This is a genomic window from Kitasatospora sp. NPDC053057 (genome assembly GCF_044546945.1).
GTDB lineage: Bacteria > Actinomycetota > Actinomycetes > Streptomycetales > Streptomycetaceae > Kitasatospora.
In genome coordinates this window covers 123514-143592 of the sequence record NZ_JBITZP010000017.1, presented here as the reverse complement: position 1 = coordinate 143592, position 20079 = coordinate 123514, and the positions used below count along the sequence as shown (strand labels likewise).

Here is a 20079-nt window from a genome sequence, read left to right as displayed (position 1 = left end):
ATCCGCCCCTCAGGCGAAGCGTTCGACGGCGGCGAGGAGGGCCTCCTCCATCCGGGGGCTTCCGGTGTGTCCGGCCTCGTCGATCACCGTCAGCCGCGCGTCCGGCCAGGCCTTGGCCAGCTGCCAGGCGGTGTGGAGCGGCCCGCCGAGGTCGAGCCGGCCGTGGATCAGCTCGCCCGGGATTCTGGCCAGTCGCCCGGCGTTGCGCAGCAGTTGGCCGTCCGACAGGAAGGCCCGGTGCGAGAAGTAGTGCGCCGTGATCCGGGCGAAGGCCATCAGGGCGTCGGAGGGTCGGTCGGAGTAGGCGTTCGGCTTGCCCAGCACCTCGTGCGAGATGACCGCGTCCTCCCAGGTGGCCCAGGCCCGGGCGGCGGCCCGACGGACCTTCTCCTCCGGGCTGTTGAGCTGCCGGCTGTAGGCGGTGAGCAGGTCGAACACGTCGCCGTCCCGGTCGGCGGCGGGCAGGAAGTCGCGGAACTCCTCCCACGGACCGGGCAGGAAGCGGCCGACGCCCTGGTAGAGCCACTCGGTCTCCTCCGGGCGAGTCATGGTCACCCCGCAGATCACGATCCCGGAGAGCCGCTCCGGGTGGGCCTGCGCGTATGCCAGGATCAGCGTGGATCCCCAGGAGCCGCCGTAGAGCAGCCACTTGTCGATTCCCAGGTGCTCGCGCAGCCGCTCCAGGTCGGCGATCAGGTGCGCGGTGGTGTTGTGCTCCAGCCCGGTCGACGGGTCGGCGGCGTGCGGCAGGCTGCGCCCGCAGCCGCGCTGGTCGTACTGGACGACGCGGTAGCGCTGCGGGTCGAAGTACCGCCGGGAGCCCGGATTGTGGCCCGAGCCGGGCCCACCGTGCACCACCACGGCCGGCTTGCCGGCCGGGTCGCCGGAGGTGTTCCAGTGGATCCGCTGCCCGTCGCCGACATCCAACAGGCCTTGCGCGTACGGCTCGTCGTGGTGGTACGGCTCGGGCATCGGTCACTCCTCCGTGGACGTTTGGACGGGTCGCCGGGCGAGCCTACCTGCCGTCAGGTCCGTGAGGCCGTCGGATTCGTCAGAGCCCGATGTTCAGCCCGAAGGCGGTGTCGAGGGCGGTGTCGAGAGCGGTGTCGAAGGAGGCGTAGAGGACGCAGAGGAACAGCCAGAGGCCGAGCGCACCCGTGCCGCCGGCGGTGATCCGGCAGAGCCGGCTGCGCCGCGTGGGCGCCGCGCTGCTCACCCTGGTCTACGCCCTGATCGAGGGCCCCTCGCGCGGCTGGACCGACCCCCGGGTGATCGGCTGCGCCGTCGCCGTCGTCCTGCTGGTTGCCTTCCTGCTGCTCGAACTACGCCTGGCCGAGTCGATGCTGGAGCTGCGGCTGTTCCGGGACGACACCTTGAGCGGTGCCCTGTTGAGCGGTTTCGTGGTCAGCTTCGGGATGTTCGGGGCGCTGTTCTTCCTGCCGCTGTCGATGCAGGGCGTGCTCGGCTGGTCCCCGTCCGGCTCGGCCTACGGCGGGCTGCCGATGACCGCGATGCTGGTGGTCGCGGGCCCGCTGTCCGGCCGCCTCGCCGCCCGGTACGGCCCCCGGCCGCCGATGGTGTTCGGTCTCGCGATCGGCCCGATCGCGGACGCGCCCACCGGCGCGGCACACGGCGGTGGCGGCGCGGCCGGAGCGCTGCCCGCGCCGCGATCGAGCCGGGACCGCGCCGCGACTGCGCCCGGACGGCGGCTGGACTGAGCCCGGGGCGGCGCGGATACAGCGCGGATACAGCGGCGCGGCACAGCGCCTCAGCGGATCCCCTCCACCGCCGCCTGCGCCGCCCGGGCCAGCTCCCGCCGGGCCCCGGCCCGGGTGGGCTGCGGCCCGGGCGGCGGGATCGGCGGCAGGAAGGTGACGTCCGCGACCAGCCCGCGCACCGCGACCACCCGGGCGAGCGAGGTGAGCAGCCCGTCGTCACCGATGAAGGCGGGCGCACTGGTCGGCCGCCCGTCCGCCAGCCGGTAGCGGATCGTCACCGGCTGGACGAAGGCGCCCGCCTCCACCGCCGCCTGGAACAGCGCGGGCCGGAACCGGCCGCTCTCCCGCCCGCACCAGGTCGACCCCTCCGGGAAGACGATCACCGGGTGACCGGAGCGCAGCACCTCGGTCACCGCCGACACGGTGTCCGGGAGCGTGCGCAGCCGGTCGCGGTCAAGGAACACGGTGCCGCCCCAGGCGACCAGGTGCCCGAGCACCGGCCACTTGCGGACCTCCGTCTTGGCCAGCGAGCGGCCCGGCCGCCCGGCGGCGAGCAGCGGGATGTCCAGCCAGGACACGTGGTTGGCCACCACCAGCGCCCCGTCGGCGCCGACCGCACTGCCGCCGCCCGCTCCGGCCGACCCGGGCACCCTCGGTGTCCCGGGCGTCCCGGGCGTCCCGGGTGTCCCGAGGTGGACGGTCACCCCGAGGGTGCGCAGCAGCACCCGCGCCCAGAGCCGGATCAGCTGGTCCCGGGCGCCGTACGGCAGCAGCCGCACCGGCAGGCTGAGCAGTACGCCCGCCAGCACCGCGAGCAGGCAGGCGGTCAGCCGCAGCACCCGCCGGGGGTGCGAGACCTCCGGCGCGCGCTCGCCCAGGCAGGTTTCCGGTCGGCAGGGCGCGGTCGGCAGCCAGACGCTCATGACGAGGCGCCCAGGGCGGGTGCTCCGGACAGGAAGTGCCGCAGGTAGCGCGGGTCGGTGCGCTCCAGCGACAGCAGCACGTACAGGTCGGCGCAGTCGAAGTCCGGGTCGTACGCGGGCTCGCCGCAGACCCAGGCGCCGAGCCGCAGGTAGCCGCGGAGCAGGGCGGGCAGGGCGCCGCGCTCGGCGCGCGGCACGCCGGTGGCGTCCCAGCGGCGGTGCGGGGCGACCCGGTACTCCTCGGGGGCCAGGTACTTGGCGCTGACGGTGTCCCAGACCCGGGCGGCGGTGGCGCCGCCGTCCTCGAGGCCGATCGAGCAGCAGCCGCCGACCCAGGTGTTGCCGGTGTCGGCGAGGTAGCGGGCGATGCCGCCCCACATCAGGTTGATGACGGCGCCGTTGCCCCGGTGGTCGGGGTGGATGCAGGAGCGGCCGAGCTCGACCAGTCCGGGCCGTACCGGCGCCAGCGCGGAGAGGTCGAACTCGCCGTCGGAGTACAGCCGTCCGGCCCGACGGGCGGCCTCGGGGCGCAGCAGTCGGTAGGTGCCGACGACGGCGCCGTCCTCGCCCTCGCGGACCAGCAGGTGGTCGCAGTACTCGTCGAAGGGGTCGATGTCGAGTCCGGCGACCGGGCTGTGCAGGTCGGCACCGAGTTCGGCGGCGAAGACCTGGTGGCGCAGCCGCTGGGCGGCGCGCACGTCGTCCTCGTCGCGGGCGAGGGAGACGGTGTAGGCGGCGGCCGGGGTCGGCTGGGGGCGAGGGGCGGGGACCGCCGGGGCGTCGTGGGTGGGGGCGACTGCGGACGGAGCGTACGTGGGGACGGTGGTCATGGCGGACCCTCCAGGGCAGCACGATCGGCGGTGCCGTGGATCGCCATGGCACCGTCCCGGCCCGCAGGAGCTGGGCATGGATGCGAACCGGTCCCCGTATGTGTCTCCAAGCCGGTTGGCATTCACGTTGCGGCCCGGCGGAGCGCAGATGTGCACCTGTTGAATGGGACCCCCCGCAGCCTGCCGGTCATCTGCCCGGCACCGGGCGGTCGTTCGTGCGGGGTGGACAACGGGGGCGCGTATCTGCCTCGCGCGCCCCCGCCGTCACGCTCCTTGGATGTCGACGGGCCGACAGACTCAGAACGCCTGCCAGCCCTGCGGGTCGACGCCCCCGGGGACGGCGGCGGCCGGTCCGTACGGCTCGCGGGTGTAGACGAAGGAGCCGACGTCCAGGTGGCTGACCGTGCCGTCGGCGCGCCGGACCACCCGCAGCGTCTCGCCCGCGTAGTAGTTGTCCAGGCCGAGCCAGCTGCCGTCCGGCTGAGGCCGGAAGCGCGAGCCCCGGCGGCCGCCCGCGAGTTCGGTGAGCTCCAGGACACCTTCGGCCCGCAGCCGCAGGACGTTGGGCGCGGCGCCCCAGTACCAGGGGCCGGTGAGCGCCAGCAGTTCCTCGTCCACCTCGGACAGCGGGCGCCAGGGCGCGGGCAGCCGGGGCTCGTGGGTGGCCGTGATGCCGATCAACTGGGCGGCGAGCAGCGGGGTGTTGGCGCCGCTGGTGGCGTTGGACAGGGCGAACGCGGCCAGGCCGTCGTCCGCGCTGACCCACAGCCCGGCCGTGAAGCCGGGCATCGAGCCGGAGTGGCCGTACAGCAACCGGCCCTCGTGGCGGCGCAGTTGCAGGCCGAGGCCGTAGCCGGAGGTCCACTCGGCGTCCTCCGGGCCGACGGCGGGGCGGCGCATCTCGGCTAGGGTGTCGGCCTTGAGCACCTTGTCGTCGCCGGCGGCGAGGAAGGCCGCCCAGCGGGCCAGGTCGGCGCCGGTGGACCAGAGCTGGCCGGCCGGGCCCATCAGGCCGGTGTCGGTGAGCGGTTCGGGCAGCATGACGTCGGCCCACGGGTGGACGGCGAAGCCCCCGGCGTGCGGGTGCTCGGGCAGCAGGGTGGTGCGGTCCATGCCGAGCGGGGCCAGCACCTCGCGGCGCAGCACCTCGCCCCACGGTTCGCCGCGCAGCTTCTCGACCAGCGCGCCGAGCAGCGCGTAGCCGGGGTTGGAGTAGTGGTGGCGGCGCCCGGCCGGGTGCTTGAGCGGGCTCTCCTCCAGCAGGTCGCCGAGTTCGGGCCGCAGGGCGCCGTCCGTCCGCTCCCACCAGGGCTCGGGCGTCTCGGCGGCGAGCCCGCCGGAGTGGGCGAGCAGCTGGGCGACGGTGGCGTCGTCGGCCGGGGTGCCGGGCAGGTGGCGGCCCAGCGGGTCGGCCAGGTCGAGCAGGCCCTCGTCGCGCAGCCGGAGCACCAGCACCGCGACGAAGGTCTTGGTGAGCGAGCCGATCCGGTACTGGACGTCCGGGTCCGGCGCGTGCCCGTCGATCATGCTGCGGGCACCGCTCCACACCAGTCGGCCTTCCCGCACCACCCCGGCCACCAGCGAGGGGGTGCGGCCCTCGGCCTGGGCGACGGCGACGCGGTGCAGCAGGGCGCGGCGGGTGGTCGGCAGCAGTTGGTCGGGCTGGTCGGTCATCTGATCGTCTGAGCTCATCGGCATGGACGGACAGTAGCCCAGCCGGGCCCCGGACCAGCACGAATAAACCCGCCGGCAAATCCCGTCAGCCGGTCAGCCGGTCAGCCCGTCAGCGGCGGCAGTTCCGGCCGCTCCAGCCACGCCTCGAACAGCGGGCCGAGCGGGGTGGTGGTGTACCGGGAGGCGTGCGCGAGCAGGTCGGAGGTGGCGACCACGCCGTGCCGGTTGACGCCCGCCCAGTCCCGCAGCATCGCGAAGAACGCGCCGTCGCCGAGCGCCAGCCGCAGCGCGTGCACCGTCAGGCCGCCGCGCTGGTACAGCCGGTCGTCGAACATCAGCCTGCGGCCCGGATCGCCGAGCCTGAGGTCCTGCGGCAGCCCGGCCAGCAGCCGGTGCGCGGCGGCGGCGTGCACGGCCGCGCCCGGGCCGCCGGCGTACTCGGACCAGAGCCACTCCGCGTACTTGGCGAAGCCCTCGTTGAGCCAGATGTGCCGCCAGTCGGCGATCGAGACGCTGTTGCCGAACCACTGGTGGGCCAGCTCGTGCGCGATCAGCCGCTCGCGCTCCCAGCCGCCGCCGAGGTGGTTGGTGCCGAAGGTGGCCACGCCCTGCGCCTCCACCGGGACGTCCAGCTCCTCGTCCGCGACCACCACCGCGTACTCACCGAACGGGTACGGCCCGAAGACCTCGGCGAAGTACGCCATCATCTCCGGCTGCCGGGCGAAGTCCCGGGCGAAGGCTTCGGCCAGCCGCTGCGGGACGTACCCGGTCTGCGGCACGTGCCCGGCCTGCGCCCCGAAACCGGCCTGTGGGTGCGCGGGGCGGGCGGCCAACGGCACCGGCTGGTAGTGCCCGATCGAGACCGTCACCAGGTACGACGAGGTCGGCGCGCTCTGCTCGTACACCCAGGTGGTGCTGGACGCCCGGGTGGTCCGGGTGAGCAGCCGCCCGCCGGACAGCACCGTGAACGGGGACGGCGTGGTCACCGCCACCTGGTACGTCGCCTTGTCCGCCGGCCGGTCGTTGCACGGGAACCAGGACGGCGCGCCGACCGGCTGACTGGCCACCAGTGCGCCCTCGGTCAGCTCCTCCCAGCCCAGCCCGCCCCACGGGCTGCGCACCGGCCGGGGGTTGCCGGTGTAGTGCACCTCGACGGTGAAGGCCGCACCCGCCGCGAGCGCCTTCGCCGGGCGGATCCGCAGCTTGCCGCCGCGGTGGGTGTAGCGGGCGGTCTTGCCGTCGACCAGCACCCGCCCGATCCGGAACTCGGCCAGGTCGAGCGCGAACTCGGCCAGCGCCGCGTTCGCGACCGCGCTCAGCCGGGCCGAGGCGGCCAGCCGGTTGGGCCCGGGCCGGTAGTCCAGGGCGAGTTCGTAGCGGTGCACCCGGTAGCGGTGGTCGCCGCTGTTCGGGAAGTACGGGTCCGGACCGCCGACGGCCGGCGGGGCGTGGTGGGGCTTCACGGGGGCGGGCGCTTCCTGCGGGCCGGGACGGGTGGTCGTGGCTGGACGGGTCGTGCCCGGGCTGGTGGTCCTGCCGGGGCGGTCGGTCGGAGGGGTGGTCACGGCGCGGTCTGCCACGCCTCGATGGGGTTGCCCAGCCACCGCGTGTCCGCGGGGACGGACTCGGCGCGCATCACCAGCGAGGCCGGGCCCAGCGTGCTGCGCGCGCCCACCGTGCTGCCGGGCAGCACGATCCCGCCCGGGCCCAGGGTGGCGCCCTCGCGGAGGACCACAGTATCCATCCGCATGATTCGGTCGTGGAAGAGGTGCGTCTGCACCACGCAGCCCCGGTTGACGCTGACGCCGTCCCCGAGGGTGACCAGGTCCGCTTCCGGCAGCCAGTAGCTCTCGCACCACACGCCGTGCCCGACCTTGGCGCCGAGCGCCCGCAGCCACAGGTTCAGCACCGGGGTGCCGGGCACCGCGCCGACCAGCCAGGGCACCGCCAGTACCTCCACGAAGGTGTCGGCGAGCTCGTTGCGCCACACGAAACCGCTCCACAGCGGGTGCTCCACCGCCCGGAAGCGACCGACCAGCAGCCACTTCGCGGCCACCGCGACCAGGCAGGCCGCGCCGCCCGCCGCCAGCAGCACCGGTCCGGAGAGCAGCGCGGCCAGCAGGGGGGAGCCCGCCGCCAGCCAGGACAGCGCCGCCACCGTCGCCAGGCCCAGCGCCCCCGAGGCGAGCACCGGCACCAGCCGGGCCAGCTCGACCAGCCCGCGCGCCCACCGCAGCCGGGCCGGCGGCTCGTAGGTCAGGCTCTGGTCCGCCTGGTCCGCCGCGCGCGGCAGCCGCATCGGCGGCATGCCCAGGTACGAGCCGCCCTTCTTCGCCTTCTCCGGCGTCGCGGAGAGCACGCCCACCAGACCCCGCTTGGGCACCGAACGGCCCGGCGCGGTCATCCCCGAGTTGCCGAGGAAGGCCCGGTCGCCGACCTTCGCCTCGCCCAGGCGCATCCAGCCGCCGCCCAACTCGTACGGTGCGATCAGGGTGTCGTCGGCCAGGAACGCGCCGTCCCCGACGGTGGTCAGGCTGGGCAGCGCCAGCACCGTGGACACCTCGGCGCCCCGGCCGACCCGCATCCCCAGCGCCCGCAGCCACAGCGGGGTGACCAGCCCGGCGTACAGCGGGAACAGCACCTCGCGGGCCCGGTCCATCAGCTGGCTGACCGTCCACGCCTGCCAGCTGACCCGGCCGTGCAGCGGGTGCACACCCGGTACCAGGCCGACGCTCAGCAGCCGGACCAGCACCACCAGCTGCGCCGCGTACAGCGCGCCGTACGCCAGGGTCGCGGGCAGCAGGCCGAGCAGGGCGCCGCCGAGGGCCGGACCGAGGTCCGCGCCCTGGTCGACGAAACGGGAGAGCACGGCGAGGGCCGCCGCGGCGGGCAGCACCGGGAGCAGTCCGAGCAGGGCGTCGCCGGCGCCGTACAGCGCGGCCCAGGCGGGCCGGCGGACCGGCGCCTTCCTTGACCAGGACCACTCGGCCCGGCCCAGCTTGACGGCGGGCGCGCCGCCCCAGCGCTGGCCGGTCGGCACCTGGCCGGTGACGCTGGACCCGGGCAGCACCTGGGCGCGCTTGCCGACCCGGGCACCGGGCAGCAGCGTCGAACGGGTGCCGACCACCGCGTCGGCGCCGACCTTGATCTGGCCGACCTCCAGCCGGTCGCCGTCCAGCCAGTAGCCGGACAGGTCGACCTCGGCCTCGACGGCGCAGCCCCGGCCCAGCTTGAGCATCCCGGTGACCGGCGGCAGCGAGTGCAGGTCCACCTCGCGGGCGACCTTGGCGCCCAGCACGCGGGCGTAGGGGACCAGCCAGGCGCCGGACAGCTCGGTCGCGCCGCTCAGCTCGGCGAGCCGCTCGGCCGCCCACAGCCGCAGGTGCACGGCGCCGCCGCGCGGGTAGCTGCCGGGACGCAGGCCGCGCAGCAGCAGCCGGGCGCCGCCGGCGCCGATCGCGAGCCGGCCCGGCGAGCTGTACAGCACGAGCGCGCCCGCGCCGACCGCCCACCAGGAGGCGGTGGGCGCCCACGGGTAGTCGCCGAAGTGGGAGAGCAGGTTCCCGGCGGCCAGCAGGGCGACCGTCCAGCGCAGGCCGACCACGGTGAACAGCGGGATCAGCAGGAGCAGCTGGAGCAGCTTGGCCCGGGTCGGCACCAGGGTGACGGTACGGGCCTCGCCGCCCTCGGCGGCGCCGCGTTCCAGGTGGCGGGCGAGCTTGCGCAGCGTCGGGTGCTGGTAGATGTCCAGCACGGCGGCGCTCGGGTAGCGGGTGCGCAGCAGGGTGGTCAGCCGGGCGGCGGCCAGGCTGCTGCCGCCGATCGCGAAGAAGTCGTCGCGCGCGCCGCCCACCTGTACCCCGAGGATCTCGGCCCACTGCTCGGCGAGCCAGGCCTCGGTGCCGTACAGCTGCTCGCTCGGCCCGGCGGCCTCCAGCTCGGGCAGCGGCCAGGGCAGGGCGTTGCGGTCGACCTTGCCGGAGGTGCGGGTGGGCAGGGTCTCGACCGGCGCGAGCAGCGGCACCAGGGCGGCCGGCAGCTCGGCGCGCAGCCGCTCGACGGCCTGCTCGCGGTCGAAGCCGTCCTGGACCACCAGGTAGCCGACCAGCAGCTGGTTGCCGCCGCGCGCGGTCCGCACGGCGGCGGCCGCGCCCGCCACGCCGGGCAGTGCCTGCAGGGCGGCGTCCACCTCGCCGAGTTCGATCCGGCGCCCGCCGAGCTTGATCTGCTCGTCGGTGCGGCCGAGGAACAGCAGGCCGGCCGGGTCGGCCTGGACCAGGTCGCCGCTGCGGTAGGCACGCTCCCAGCCCAGCGAGGGCAGCGGCGCGTACTTCTCGGCGTCCTTCTCCGGATCGAGGTAGCGGGCCAGGCCGACCCCGCCGATCACCAGCTGACCGGTGCCGCTGGGGGCGACCGGCTGCCCGGCCTCGTCCACCACGGCGAGGTCCCAGCCGTCCAGCGGCAGGCCGATCCGGACCGGGCCCTCGCCGGTCAGCAGGGCGGCGCAGGCCACCACGGTGGCCTCGGTCGGACCGTAGGTGTTCCACACCTCGCGGCCCTCGGTGACCAGGCGCTGCACCAGCTCGGGCGGGCAGGCCTCGCCGCCGAAGATCAGCAGCCGGACCTCGTTGAGCGCCTCGGCCGGCCACAGCGCGGCCAGGGTCGGGACGGTGGAGACCACGGTGATCTCCTGCTCGGCCAGCCAGGGGCCGAGGTCGGCGCCGCTGCGCACCTGGGAGCGGGGGACGGGCACCAGGCAGGCGCCGTGCCGCCAGGCCAGCCACATCTCCTCACAGGAGGCGTCGAAGGCGACCGACAGTCCGGCCATCACCCGGTCGCCGGGTCCGATCGGCTCCTCCCGGAGGAAGAGCGCGGCCTCGGCGTCGACGAAGGCGGCGGCGTTGCGGTGGGTGACGGCGACGCCCTTGGGCTTGCCGGTCGAGCCGGAGGTGAAGATGATCCAGGCGTCGTCGGCCGGGGTGGGGCGGCGCTGCGGGGCGGGCGCGCGCTCGCCGGTGGCGCTCAGGGCGCGCCCGGCGCCGAGCACGGCGGCGACGGCGGCCTCGCCGAAGACCAGCTGGGCCCGCTCGTCCGGGTCCTCGGCGTCCACCGGGACGTAGGCGGCGCCGGCGGCCAGCACGGCGAGGATCGAGACGTACAGGTCGTTGGTGCCGGAGGGCACCCGGACGCCGACCCGGTCGCCCGGGCCGATCCCGGCGGCGGTCAGCCGGCGGCGCAGCTGCTCGACCTCCGCGGCCAGGGCGCGGTAGCTGAGCACGGTGCGGCCGTCGTCCAGGGCCGGCTCGTCGGGGTGGGCGCGCACGGTGGCGTCCAGCACGTCGACCAGGGTGCGCGGGGCGGCGGCCGGGCGGCCGGGGAACAGGGCCTGCGGCTGTGCGGCCCGCGGGGGTGCGGCCTGCTCAGGTGCGGGCCGCAGTGGCGTGGCGTTCTGCTTCGGGTGGCTCGGTTCAGCTGTCATGGCAGCCCGTGCGCTCCTCGTCCTCGCCCCGTTCCGACCGATGTCCGGCCCTTGGGGCGGTGAGAGCACCCGCTTGACGGGAGACCCCACTCCGGGGCCGGAGCGGACAACCCGACCGATGGTAGCCCCGGGTCTCCGAGCCGGCAGGAGCTGAAACTCGACCCAACTGGGGCCGGAGTTGGCGGATCTGACGTCACATCAGGCAATAACTGATGTCTATTGCCGTAGATGTGACGATCGGTCAGTCAAATTGACGGTTCGTCAGGTCGAAATCTCGATCGTGATCCATGCCACAGGAAATGCTGCTCCCTTCGGGTGGTGGGCCGGGCCGGCCGGGGACTGCGGCTGTGCTTTCCCCGGCCGGCTCGGCCTCGGGGCGCTGCGTCATGGACGTCGTACGGCGCCTCGTCTGAAGGTCGGGACAGGCCGGACCGGCGGTCCGCGCCTAGGCGGCGCGGGGAGCGATCCGGGGCGGCGTCCAGTCGGCGTGCTTCAGGACCGTCCGCATCATCGCGCCGGGCGGGGTGAGGCGGATCGCGGCGTTGCGCAGGCCGACGGCCAGCGGGTTGGCGAGCTGCTGGCCCATCCGGCCGGCCCGGCGGGCGTCACGGGCCACGGTCTGGCTGCGTGGACGGCGGGCGGCGTCGTAGCGGGCGAGCGCACCCTCCACCGTCGGGCCCCCGGCGACCGCCGCCGCGAGGGTCGCCGCGTCCTCCAGGGCCTGGCAGGCGCCCTGGCCGAGGTGGGGCGTCATGGCGTGCGCCGCGTCGCCGAGCAGGGCGATCCGGCCCGAGACGTACGAAGGGAGCGGGGTGACCAGCTCGTTGACGTCGTGGTGCAGCACCGCCTCCGGGTTGGTGGCGGCGAGAAGTGCGGGGATCGGGTCGTGCCAGCGCGCGAAGCGGCGGCGGACCTCGGTCAGCGGGTCCCGGTAGCGCACCCCGGCCGGGGAGTTGAGCACGGCGTGCCACTCGGCCCGGCCGTCCGGGAAGGCGATGTGGCCGAACTCGGCGCCGTGGCCCCAGGTCAGCTCGAAGTCGGAGGTCAGCCCGTCGATCGGGCGCTCGGTGATCGCCCGCAGCACCGTCGAGCCGCTGTAGACCGGCCCGGGGTGGGCGGGGAAGAGTCGGCGCCGGATCCGGCTGTTGATGCCGTCGGCCGCCACCAGGAGATCGGCTTCCAGGGTGGTGCCGTCGTAGCCCACCGTGACCCGGGCGGGGTCGGCGGTGTGGATCTCCGTCACCTCGGCGCCGATCACCAGGGACTCGGCGGGCAGCGCCTCGCGCAGGATGCGGTGCAGGTCCGCCCGGGGGATGCCGACGATCGGCGCCCCCAGCTCCCGCTCCAGCGCCCTGCCGTCCATCAGGGCGAGCCGGCGGCCGTCCGGCGTGCGCGTCCCGCCGGTGTACTGCCGCCGCGAGGCCGCCTCGACGGCGTCGCCCACCCCGAGGATCCCGAGCGACCGCATGCCGTTGGCGTGGAGCGAGATCCCGGCCCCGGCGTCGTCCAGTACGGCCGCCCGCTCGATCACGGTCACGTCCCACCCCGCCAGCCGGAGCCCGATCGCGGTCGCCAGTCCGCCGATGCCGCCCCCGACCACCACCGCGCTGTTGTTGCTCATGCCCGGTCCTTCCCGTGTTGCCGTGCTGTTTTCTACAGCTGTAGAAGGAGCGTACTACGGGCTTATCGGAGCCGACCGGAGGGGAGGGGCAGGCTCCTGGACTGCGGCGACGCCTGCTTCGGAGGCGGCCGGATGGGCGAGGTGGGGCCCCGGCCCGGTAGAAAGGGGGGATGCGGCGAGACCAGGAGCAGAAGCAGAGCGGCACGGGCGGGGCGGGGCGGCCGGACCGGCGGACCGTGCTGGCGGATGCGGCGATCGGCGTGCTGGCGGACGCGGGGGTGCGGGGGCTCACCCATCGGGCGGTCGATGCGGCGGCCGGGCTGCCGGTCGGCACCACCTCGGCCTATCTGCGCACCAGGCAGGCGCTGCTGACCGCACTGGTGCGACGTCTGGTCGAGCTGGACCAGGGGGAGTTGCAGGCGATGGGGGAGCGGGCGGCGATCCGTTCGGCAGGCGAACTGGTCGAGAACATCACCGAGTTGATGCGGCATCGGCTGACCGGCGCGGGGCGGCGGCGATCGCTGGCGCGGTACGCCTGCGCGGTGGAGAGCGTGCGCGATCCCGAGCTGCGGGAGATCCTCGTGCCGCGCGAGAACGCGGGCCGGGCCGTCGTCCGGGCCTTCCTCGCCGACCAGGGCGTCGCCGACCCGGACGGGCGGACCGCCACGCTGCTCGCCTGCATCGACGGACTGGTCTTCGACCGCCTGGTGGGCGGGGGCGAGACCGGGGCCGACGAACTCCAGGGCCTGGTGGCGGCCGCCCTGCGCGGCGCGACCGGGGCTTAGGACTCTGCCGGTCACAGGTGATCCGGATCTGCGATGCTTGCGGCCATGGGTGAGCTCCGAAGGGTGGGGATCGTCGGCCTGGGCCGCATGGGCCAGACCTTGGCGGCGGCTTTCAGCCGGGCGGTCGGGCCGGGCCGCCTCTACGCCAGCGGGCGCTCCGCTTCGAGCATCGCGCGGTTCGAACAGGTCGTCCCCGGCGCGCAGATCGCGTCAGTGCAGGAACTGCCCGGCTCCGCGACGCTGATCATCCTGTGCACGCCGCAGGCTGCCCTGCCCGCCGTGCTCGATGACCTGCGACCGCGGCTGACCGCCGACCACATCGTGCTCACCATCAGCAACCGGCAGCCGTTGTCCGCCCTGGCCGAGGCGGTGCCGGGCCCGGTGGCCAAGCTGATCCCCAGCGCGGGCAACGAGATCGGCGCCGGCGCGACGCTCCTGGTGCCCGGGCCCGGTATGACCGAGCCTGCGATCGAGGACCTCCTGACGCTGCTGCGGACGTTCTCCACCCCGTTCGTCATCACCGAGGAACAGGGCCGCGCCGCAACCGACCTGGCGTCCTGCGGCCCGGCCCTACTGGCAGCGGCCGCAGCGGCGATGGCCCAGGCTCAGTGCCGGCGACAAGCCCCGTTGCCGGGAGAGGTGGCGGAGCGGCTCGTCATGTGCAGCCTGGAGGCGGCGGGCCTCCTGGTCGGGGGCGGCGCTTCCTTGTCCGATGTGATCGACCGCGTCGCGGTTCCCGGCGGCAATACCGCCGCCGGGATCGATGCAGCCCGCGACGGCCTCATCGCGGCATGGCGTGCTGCTTTCCAGGCAACACAGGACAACGAACGGTCCGGTCGGCACCTGCACTGACCTCGGGGCACGAGGGCCGGCCGGCGCATTCCTCCGGTCCCGGGCTGCGCCCGACCGGTACCCCACGGGAACCATGAGTCCTCGGCCGGGCGTGCCGGCCGGTCAGGAACCGGCTCCCTTCGCGTGCTCCAACTCGGCGGCGTAGCCGGCGAGCAGGATGCGGAGCGTGCGGTGGAAGCGCTGCTCGGAGTCCAGGCCCTCGCCGGTGTCGAAGGCCTGGGCGAGGTGGGGGTAGATGGTTCGGTCCAGGGCGGAGAACTGCTCGGGCTGGGGCTCGGTGCCCTCGTGGTGGGGCGTCTCGCCGACCTCACTGAGGGTGTGGCCGAGGGTCCACATGACCACCGAGTTCAGGACGTCGAGCGCGTCGGCCAGCGGGACGCCGTCCTCGCGGAGCACGGTGATGCCGCGTTCGAGCAGGGCGAGCGAGGCGGGAGTGGCGGCCGGCCGGGTGGCCAGGACGGTGAGTATGGCCGGGTGGTCCAGCAGCATCCGGCGCAGTGCGACGGCGAACTCGCGGACGACCTCGGTCCACGGGCCGTTCGGTTCGGCGAAGAGGTCCCCCGCTGAGAACTCCAGTAGGCGTTCGACCATCCCGTCGAGCAGGGCGGCCTTGCTGGGGACGTAGTGGTAGAGCGTCATGCCCTCGCAGCCGAGTGCTGCGCCGAGCTTGCGGTTGGAGAGCGCGGCGAGACCGTGTTCGTCGACGTAGTCGAGGGCTGCGTCGATGATCTTCTCCCGGGTCAGGCCCGTCCTGGGGCGTGCGCGTCGTCCCGGCATGTGCTCCTCCTGGCTCCAGGTCGGCCCGGCGAGGTGCCCCGATCGGGCCTTGACAATTCTTGCAGTGCAAGAAAACAATAGCCGACGTCAACTTCTTGCACTGCAAGAAACGCACGGGGGAGGACGTCATGCAGCTGGTCGCCGTGATGGTGCGCAAGCTCAACGAGGGTGTGGAGTACTCGGAGTTCCGCAAGGGATGGATCCCGGACGAGGTGTTCCCGGACGACCCGCGGACCCGGGTGATCACCGCCACCGCGCTGGAGGACTCGCGGGAGGTCATCACCATCGCGTTGATCGAGGGCGACCACGGGCCGGAGTCCATCGGGGAGTGGATGGAGCGCCTGGGTCCGGTCGAGGAGCGCCGCTTCGAGCGGATCAAGGACCTGGTCGGCCCGCCGACCCTGAATGCGGTCTACCAGGTCGTTGCCGAGGACAACCTGTCGCAGCCGATCGCCGAATAGCGGTCGACCCCCGGGCCGTGGGCGACGCCGGAGCCCACGGTCCGGGCTGACAGCCACCGCCCGTCAACCGCCATGATTGAGCTGCCGTCAAGTCAATCAACCGTCAAGTTGGTTCATTCACAGAATGTTTCGACCGGATGTGGCATGGAACTCGAAAGATTTCCGCTGCTTCGAGGTCTTCACATGGAGTTCTCAGACTGACAGGCTGGGGCCGCCCTTTCAGTACGGAGGAGGTTCCTTGTCCCGCATATCCACGTTGGCCGGAGCGGTCACCTGCGCGCTCGCCCTTGTCACCGGAACCGCTGTGGCCGCGTCGGCCGCGCCGTTCGACCAGGCCCCGGGTGCGGCGGCCGCCGAGGCGAAGGTCGACCCCGTCGACTGGAAGCCTTGCAACCCCGACCCGAGTAAGCCGGACCCGGGCATCTACGACTGCGCCGTCTACCCCGTGCCACTGGACTACGACAACCCGTCCGGTGAGAAGGTCGGCATCGCCATGATGCGGCGGCGGGCGAGCGACCCGTCGAAGCGGATCGGCTCGCTGTTCCTCAACCCCGGTGGCCCCGGCGGCAGCGGCTACATGTGGGCGACCACGGCCCGCTTCGGCGCCGAGGTGCAGGCCAAGTTCGACCTGGTCGGCTTCGACCCCCGCGGGGTGGCCCGGAGCAACCCGCTCAAGTGCTACAAGACCCAGGAAGAGGCCGACGCGGTCAACAACCGCATGGTGGGCGTGCCCGTCACCAAGGCCGAGGTCGACGACACCCTGGACGCCGACCAGGACTACACCGACGCCTGCAGCAAGAACGCCGGACCGCTGATCGAGCACATGTCGACCATCAACGTGGTGCGTGACCTCGACCGGATGCGCCGCGCCGTCGGTGACTCCCAGCTCACCTTCGCCGGCTTCTCCTACGGCACCCTGATCGGTTCGACGTACGCGAACATGTACCCGAACAAGGTGCGCGCGATCATCATCGACGGCAACGTCGACCCGAACCTGCGCCTGCACAACGGCCTCGAGTACGACCGCCAGCGGGCGGGCGGCTTCGAGCTGGCCCTGGACGAGTTCCTGAAGCGCTGCCAGACCGCCGGCGCCCCGCGCTGCGCCTTCGGCGACGGCGACACCCGGGCCAAGTTCGACGAGCTCCGCGACCACCTGCGGACCAGCCCGATCGCGCTGTCGAACGGCTCCCAGGTGACGCTGAGCAGCTTCACCAGCGAGGTGGCCAACGCCCTGTACTCGCAGGCCAAGCTGGCTCCGCTGGCGAAGTCGCTGCAGGCCACCTACCAGGTGATGAAGAAGCCGGCCGCGGCCGCCCTGCTGGCGCCGAAGGCGAACGTCCCGGACGACGAGGCCAACCAGCTCACGGTGAACGTCCCGCGCGCGCTGCGCGAGGCCCCGGCCGACTCCGAGTACGCCGGTGACGACTCCTACATGGGCGTCAACTGCCAGGACAAGCCGTACCCGTCGAACGACCGGGTGTTCGCCAACGTCGCCCGGGCGTGGGAGAAGGAGTCGCCGACCTTCGGCCGCTACCAGGCCTTCGACGCCCCGGCCTGTGCGAGCTGGCCGGCCCCGGCCCGGGACGCCGAGCGCTTCAGCGGCCCGTGGAACAAGAAGACCTCCAACACCGTGATGGTCATCGGCAACCTCTACGACCCGGCCACCCAGTACAAGTTCGCCCAGCGGATGCAGCAGGAGCTGGGCAACGCCGTGCTGGTCAGCGTCGACTCGATCGAGCACTGCGCCGTCGGCCGCAGCAAGGCGCTGAACACGATGGTCACCCGCTACCTGGTGGACGGCACCGCGCCGCAGCCGGGCCAGTTGCTCAAGCCTGACGCCGAGATCTTCCCGGCGGTCTGAGGGCTCTCCCCTCGAACGCCCGGCCGTTGAGGCCGGGGCTGTGGTGGTCGGCGGTTCCGCCGGCCACCACAGCCGTGTTCCCCGGCCCAGCGCCCGGAGCGCGCGGAGAATGCGGCAGAAGATCGTCATCGAACCTCCCGTGGAACGGATTCTGCGGAGTTGTCGTGGACCGTAGTCGATGCCACTGACAATCGGCCCTCGGGCAGGGGCCGTGGTGAGTATTCAGCGAGACAAGGGAAATGGCGTACTGTCACATTAATTCGTAAATGAATTCACAAAGCTGAATGGGGGTGTTAGCGTGCGGCCCGCCAGACTCTCTCGAACCTGAGAAAGTGAGGGAAGGGCATGCGACACGAATTCTCCGGGCGGACGGTCCTGCCGGGCGATCCCCGGTACCGGACGCTCAGCCAGGGCTTCAACCAGCGTTGGCACAGCAGTCCCGCCTACATCCGGCTGGTGGCGGACGAGGCCGACGCGGTGGCCGAGTTGAACCGGGCGCTGGACCGCGGACTGCGCCCGACCGTGCGCGGCGGCGGGCACTGCTACGAGGGCTTCGTCGACAACGACCGGGGCGTGATCCTCGACCTCAGTACGATGCGCGGGGTGGCCGCCGGGGCGGACAAGTTCGGCCGGCCCACGTACTGCGTCGAGGGCGGCGCCACCAACTGGGACGTCTACACCACGCTGTTCCGGGAGTACGCCGTCACCCTGCCCGCCGGGTCCTGCTACTCGGTCGGTGCGGGCGGGCACATCTGCGGCGGAGGGTTCGGGGTGCTCTCCCGCCGGCACGGGCTCACGGTCGACCACCTCGTCCAGGTCGACGTGGTCACCGTCCGCGGCGGCCGCGCCGCGGTGACGCGGGCGAACCGGGAGGACGCGAGCGGCTCGCCCGAGCAGGACCTCTTCTGGTCCCACACCGGCGGCGGTGGCGGGAACTTCGGGGTGGTGCTGCGCTACCACTTCGCGATCGACGTGCCCGAGCCGCCGCCGCGGGTTTGGATCAGCAGCGTGGCCTGGCCCTGGGGCGAACTGATCGACCGCCCCGGCGACTTCGAGAGGCTGCTGACCAACTTCGGCGCCTTCCTGGCCGAGCACAGCGGCCCGCGGGAACCGGTCTACGACGGGCTGTTCGCGATCCTCAAGCTGACCCACCACTCCAACGGGAACGTCGTGCTGTTCAGCCAGTGGGACGGCGACGACCCGACGCCGCTGGACGAGTTCGTGGCGGCGGTCGAGCAGGGGATGGCGACCCGCTCGGTGGTCCAGACCCACAGCGTCGCCGGGCTGTTCCTGCCGTTCCCGGAGCGACGGCGCCAACTGCCGTGGTTCCAGGCGACCATGACGCTGAACCCTTCGGGCGACAACCAGCGCGGCAAGTACAAGTCGGCCTACCATCGGGAGCCGTTCGACCGGGCCCGCATCGCCACCCTCTGGGACTGGCTGACGCGGGACGTGGGCGGGGTGGACCTCAGCAAGACGCTGGTGCAGATCGACTCCTACGGCTGCCGGATCAACGCCCGCCGGCCCGAGGAGACCGCGGTGCCGCAGCGGGACTCGATCATGAAGCTGCAGTACCAGACCTATTGGACCGACCCGGCCGAGGACGCCGACCACCTGGCGTACCTGAGCGGGCTCTACCAGGAGATGTACCGGGAGACGGGAGGCGTTCCGGAGGTCGACACCGCGACGGACGGCGCCTACGTCAACTACCCGGACGTGGATCTGGGCACGATCGATCAGCCCGACCCGGCGTACCCGAGGCTCTACTACAAGGAGAACTATCCACGCCTGCAACGCACGAAGGCCTACTGGGACGGAGAGGAGGTGTTCCACCATGCCCAGTCGATCCGGCCGCTCCGGGCCTGAGCCCCGACCTGCGATGCGCTGAGCTGAGCCGGGCGCTTCGGGGAGGTTCGGTCCGGTTGAGGAGGTCCGGAAGGCTGGGCACCCCACGGGCCCGTAGCCCGACCGGGGCGGCGACCCGGTCGGGTGTCCCGGCCAGCCGGCCCCTGGGCCCGCAGCCCCGCAGCCCTACTGCCCCGCCATCGCTACGCGGCCTGCTCCGCGCCCTCCTCGATGATCCGCCCGTCGTGGAGCTCGATCACCCGGTCGGCGAGCCCCATCAGCGTCGGGTCGTGGGTGGCGACGAGGACGGTGACGCCCTCGCTGCGGACCACCGCGCGCAGCAGCTCCATGATCGAGCGGCCGGTCTCGGAGTCCAGCTGGCCGGTGGGCTCGTCGGCGATGATCAGGCCCGGGTCGTTGGCCAGTGCGCGGGCGATCGCGACGCGCTGCTGCTGGCCGCCGGAGAGCTCGCCGGGCCGCTGGTTGGCGTGGTCGGCCAGGCCGACCAGCGCCAGCAGGGTGTGGGCGCGCTCCTCGCGCTCGGCCGGCGGGACCTTGCGCAGTCGCATCGGCACGCCGACGTTCTCGGCGGCGGTGAGCATCGGGATCAGTCCGAAGGACTGGAACACGAAGCCGATCCGCTCCCGCCGCAGAGCGAGTCGGCGGTCCTCGTCCAGCCCGCCGAGGTCGATGCCGTCCAACGCGATGCTGCCGCCGGTCGGCGCGTCCAGTCCGCCGACCAGATTGAGCAGGGTGGTCTTGCCGGAGCCGGACCGACCCTTGAGCGCGGTCAGTTCGCCGCGCGCGATCGAGAAGTTGATGCCGCGCAGGGCGTGGACGGTCCGCTCGCCGGTGCCGAAGCTGCGCCGGAGATCGGTCACGGCCACCATCGGGCCGGTGGTCGTCAGGGCGGTGTCGGCGGCCTGGTGCTGCGTCATGCGGCGTCCCCCTGTGGGCGGTGGCTACCCGGTTCTTGTCCGGGTCAACGGTTGAGGTGGGTTCGCGGGTTCACCGCCCGAGCAGAGAATTCGAGAGAGGGAAGTCCCTGCTCAAGTGCGTGCGGTGAAGCCGAAGTTATGAAGTGTGCATGGCATTTCAACGGCTTGTTACCGGCGGGGATCCTATCAATGCAAGGAATTTGCTCATTACTTACTTGATTCGCGCAAGTCCCTTCCGTTCCCGGATCGAATCTGACAGCATCGTCCGCTATCCGGCGATCGATTGCCGGTGATCACTGCGCCGGTATGCCCGTG

Annotated in this window: 16 protein-coding genes; 6 read left to right on the top strand and 10 right to left on the bottom strand. The window is 73.1% G+C overall.

All coding sequences use genetic code 11. The features are described 5' to 3' along the window. Nucleotides 1-9 precede the first annotated feature (9 nt). Nucleotides 10-972: a prolyl aminopeptidase gene (pip, locus tag ACIG5E_RS19715; protein WP_396534901.1), complete on the bottom strand. Its 963-nt coding sequence runs from the start codon at nt 970-972 to the stop codon at nt 10-12. A 79-nt stretch (nt 973-1051) separates the two neighbouring features. After that, nucleotides 1052-1216 (bottom strand): hypothetical protein, encoded by a 165-nt coding sequence (locus ACIG5E_RS19710; RefSeq protein ID WP_396534899.1) that lies wholly within the window; start codon nt 1214-1216, stop codon nt 1052-1054. Here ACIG5E_RS19710 and ACIG5E_RS19705 point away from each other — a divergent pair. Next, entirely contained in the window at nt 1197-1718 is a 522-nt protein-coding gene (locus ACIG5E_RS19705; protein WP_396534897.1) for a hypothetical protein, read from the top strand. The genes ACIG5E_RS19710 and ACIG5E_RS19705 overlap by 20 nt on opposite strands. A 50-nt stretch (nt 1719-1768) precedes the next feature. On the opposite strand, the gene ACIG5E_RS19700 is transcribed toward ACIG5E_RS19705, so the two are convergent. The 6 genes from ACIG5E_RS19700 to ACIG5E_RS19675 form a co-directional block, all read right to left on the bottom strand. Beyond that, nucleotides 1769-2641: a lysophospholipid acyltransferase family protein gene (locus ACIG5E_RS19700; protein WP_396534895.1), complete on the bottom strand. Its 873-nt coding sequence runs from the start codon at nt 2639-2641 to the stop codon at nt 1769-1771. Beyond that, nucleotides 2638-3471: a GNAT family N-acetyltransferase gene (locus ACIG5E_RS19695; RefSeq protein WP_396534893.1), complete on the bottom strand. Its 834-nt coding sequence runs from the start codon at nt 3469-3471 to the stop codon at nt 2638-2640. The genes ACIG5E_RS19700 and ACIG5E_RS19695 overlap by 4 nt, the downstream gene beginning before the upstream one ends. 297 nt (nt 3472-3768) lie before the next feature. Then, nucleotides 3769-5169 carry a serine hydrolase domain-containing protein gene (locus ACIG5E_RS19690; RefSeq protein ID WP_396534891.1) on the bottom strand — a complete coding sequence of 467 codons (1401 nt, stop codon included), beginning with the start codon at nt 5167-5169 and terminating at the stop codon, nt 3769-3771. A gap of 77 nt (nt 5170-5246) precedes the next feature. Beyond that, the gene (locus ACIG5E_RS19685; protein ID WP_396534889.1) at nt 5247-6608 is read right to left on the bottom strand and encodes a M1 family metallopeptidase; all 1362 of its coding nucleotides are present in this window, start codon (nt 6606-6608) and stop codon (nt 5247-5249) included. A gap of 98 nt (nt 6609-6706) precedes the next feature. Continuing rightward, nucleotides 6707-10624, bottom strand: coding sequence for a Pls/PosA family non-ribosomal peptide synthetase (locus ACIG5E_RS19680; protein WP_396534887.1), 3918 nt, complete (start codon nt 10622-10624; stop codon nt 6707-6709). A gap of 445 nt (nt 10625-11069) precedes the next feature. Continuing rightward, a complete protein-coding gene (locus ACIG5E_RS19675) occupies nt 11070-12245 on the bottom strand; it encodes an FAD-dependent monooxygenase (RefSeq protein WP_396534885.1) in 1176 nt (391 codons plus the stop codon). A gap of 170 nt (nt 12246-12415) precedes the next feature. Here ACIG5E_RS19675 and ACIG5E_RS19670 point away from each other — a divergent pair, with 170 nt between their 5' ends. Beyond that, nucleotides 12416-13030, top strand: a complete 615-nt coding sequence (locus ACIG5E_RS19670; RefSeq protein ID WP_396534883.1) for a TetR/AcrR family transcriptional regulator — start codon at nt 12416-12418, stop codon at nt 13028-13030. Nucleotides 13031-13075: 45 nt separating this feature from the next. Beyond that, a complete protein-coding gene (locus ACIG5E_RS19665) occupies nt 13076-13882 on the top strand; it encodes a pyrroline-5-carboxylate reductase family protein (protein WP_396534881.1) in 807 nt (268 codons plus the stop codon). A gap of 102 nt (nt 13883-13984) precedes the next feature. On the opposite strand, the gene ACIG5E_RS19660 is transcribed toward ACIG5E_RS19665, so the two are convergent. Beyond that, nucleotides 13985-14659, bottom strand: coding sequence for a TetR/AcrR family transcriptional regulator C-terminal domain-containing protein (locus tag ACIG5E_RS19660; protein ID WP_396534879.1), 675 nt, complete (start codon nt 14657-14659; stop codon nt 13985-13987). A gap of 128 nt (nt 14660-14787) precedes the next feature. Between ACIG5E_RS19660 and ACIG5E_RS19655 the strand changes: the two genes are divergently transcribed. From ACIG5E_RS19655 to ACIG5E_RS19645, 3 genes are all read left to right on the top strand, one after another. Next, complete coding sequence (locus ACIG5E_RS19655; RefSeq protein ID WP_396534877.1) at nt 14788-15120, top strand: hypothetical protein; 333 nt, start codon at nt 14788-14790, stop codon at nt 15118-15120. Between the two features lie 238 nt (nt 15121-15358). Further along, the gene (locus ACIG5E_RS19650; RefSeq protein WP_396534875.1) at nt 15359-16981 is read left to right on the top strand and encodes an alpha/beta hydrolase; all 1623 of its coding nucleotides are present in this window, start codon (nt 15359-15361) and stop codon (nt 16979-16981) included. 345 nt (nt 16982-17326) lie between these two features. Further along, nucleotides 17327-18847 carry an FAD-dependent oxidoreductase gene (locus ACIG5E_RS19645; RefSeq protein WP_396534873.1) on the top strand — a complete coding sequence of 507 codons (1521 nt, stop codon included), beginning with the start codon at nt 17327-17329 and terminating at the stop codon, nt 18845-18847. A gap of 182 nt (nt 18848-19029) precedes the next feature. Here ACIG5E_RS19645 and ACIG5E_RS19640 read toward each other — a convergent pair whose 3' ends face one another. Continuing rightward, nucleotides 19030-19764 (bottom strand): ABC transporter ATP-binding protein, encoded by a 735-nt coding sequence (locus tag ACIG5E_RS19640; RefSeq protein ID WP_396534871.1) that lies wholly within the window; start codon nt 19762-19764, stop codon nt 19030-19032. Nucleotides 19765-20079 lie beyond the last annotated feature (315 nt).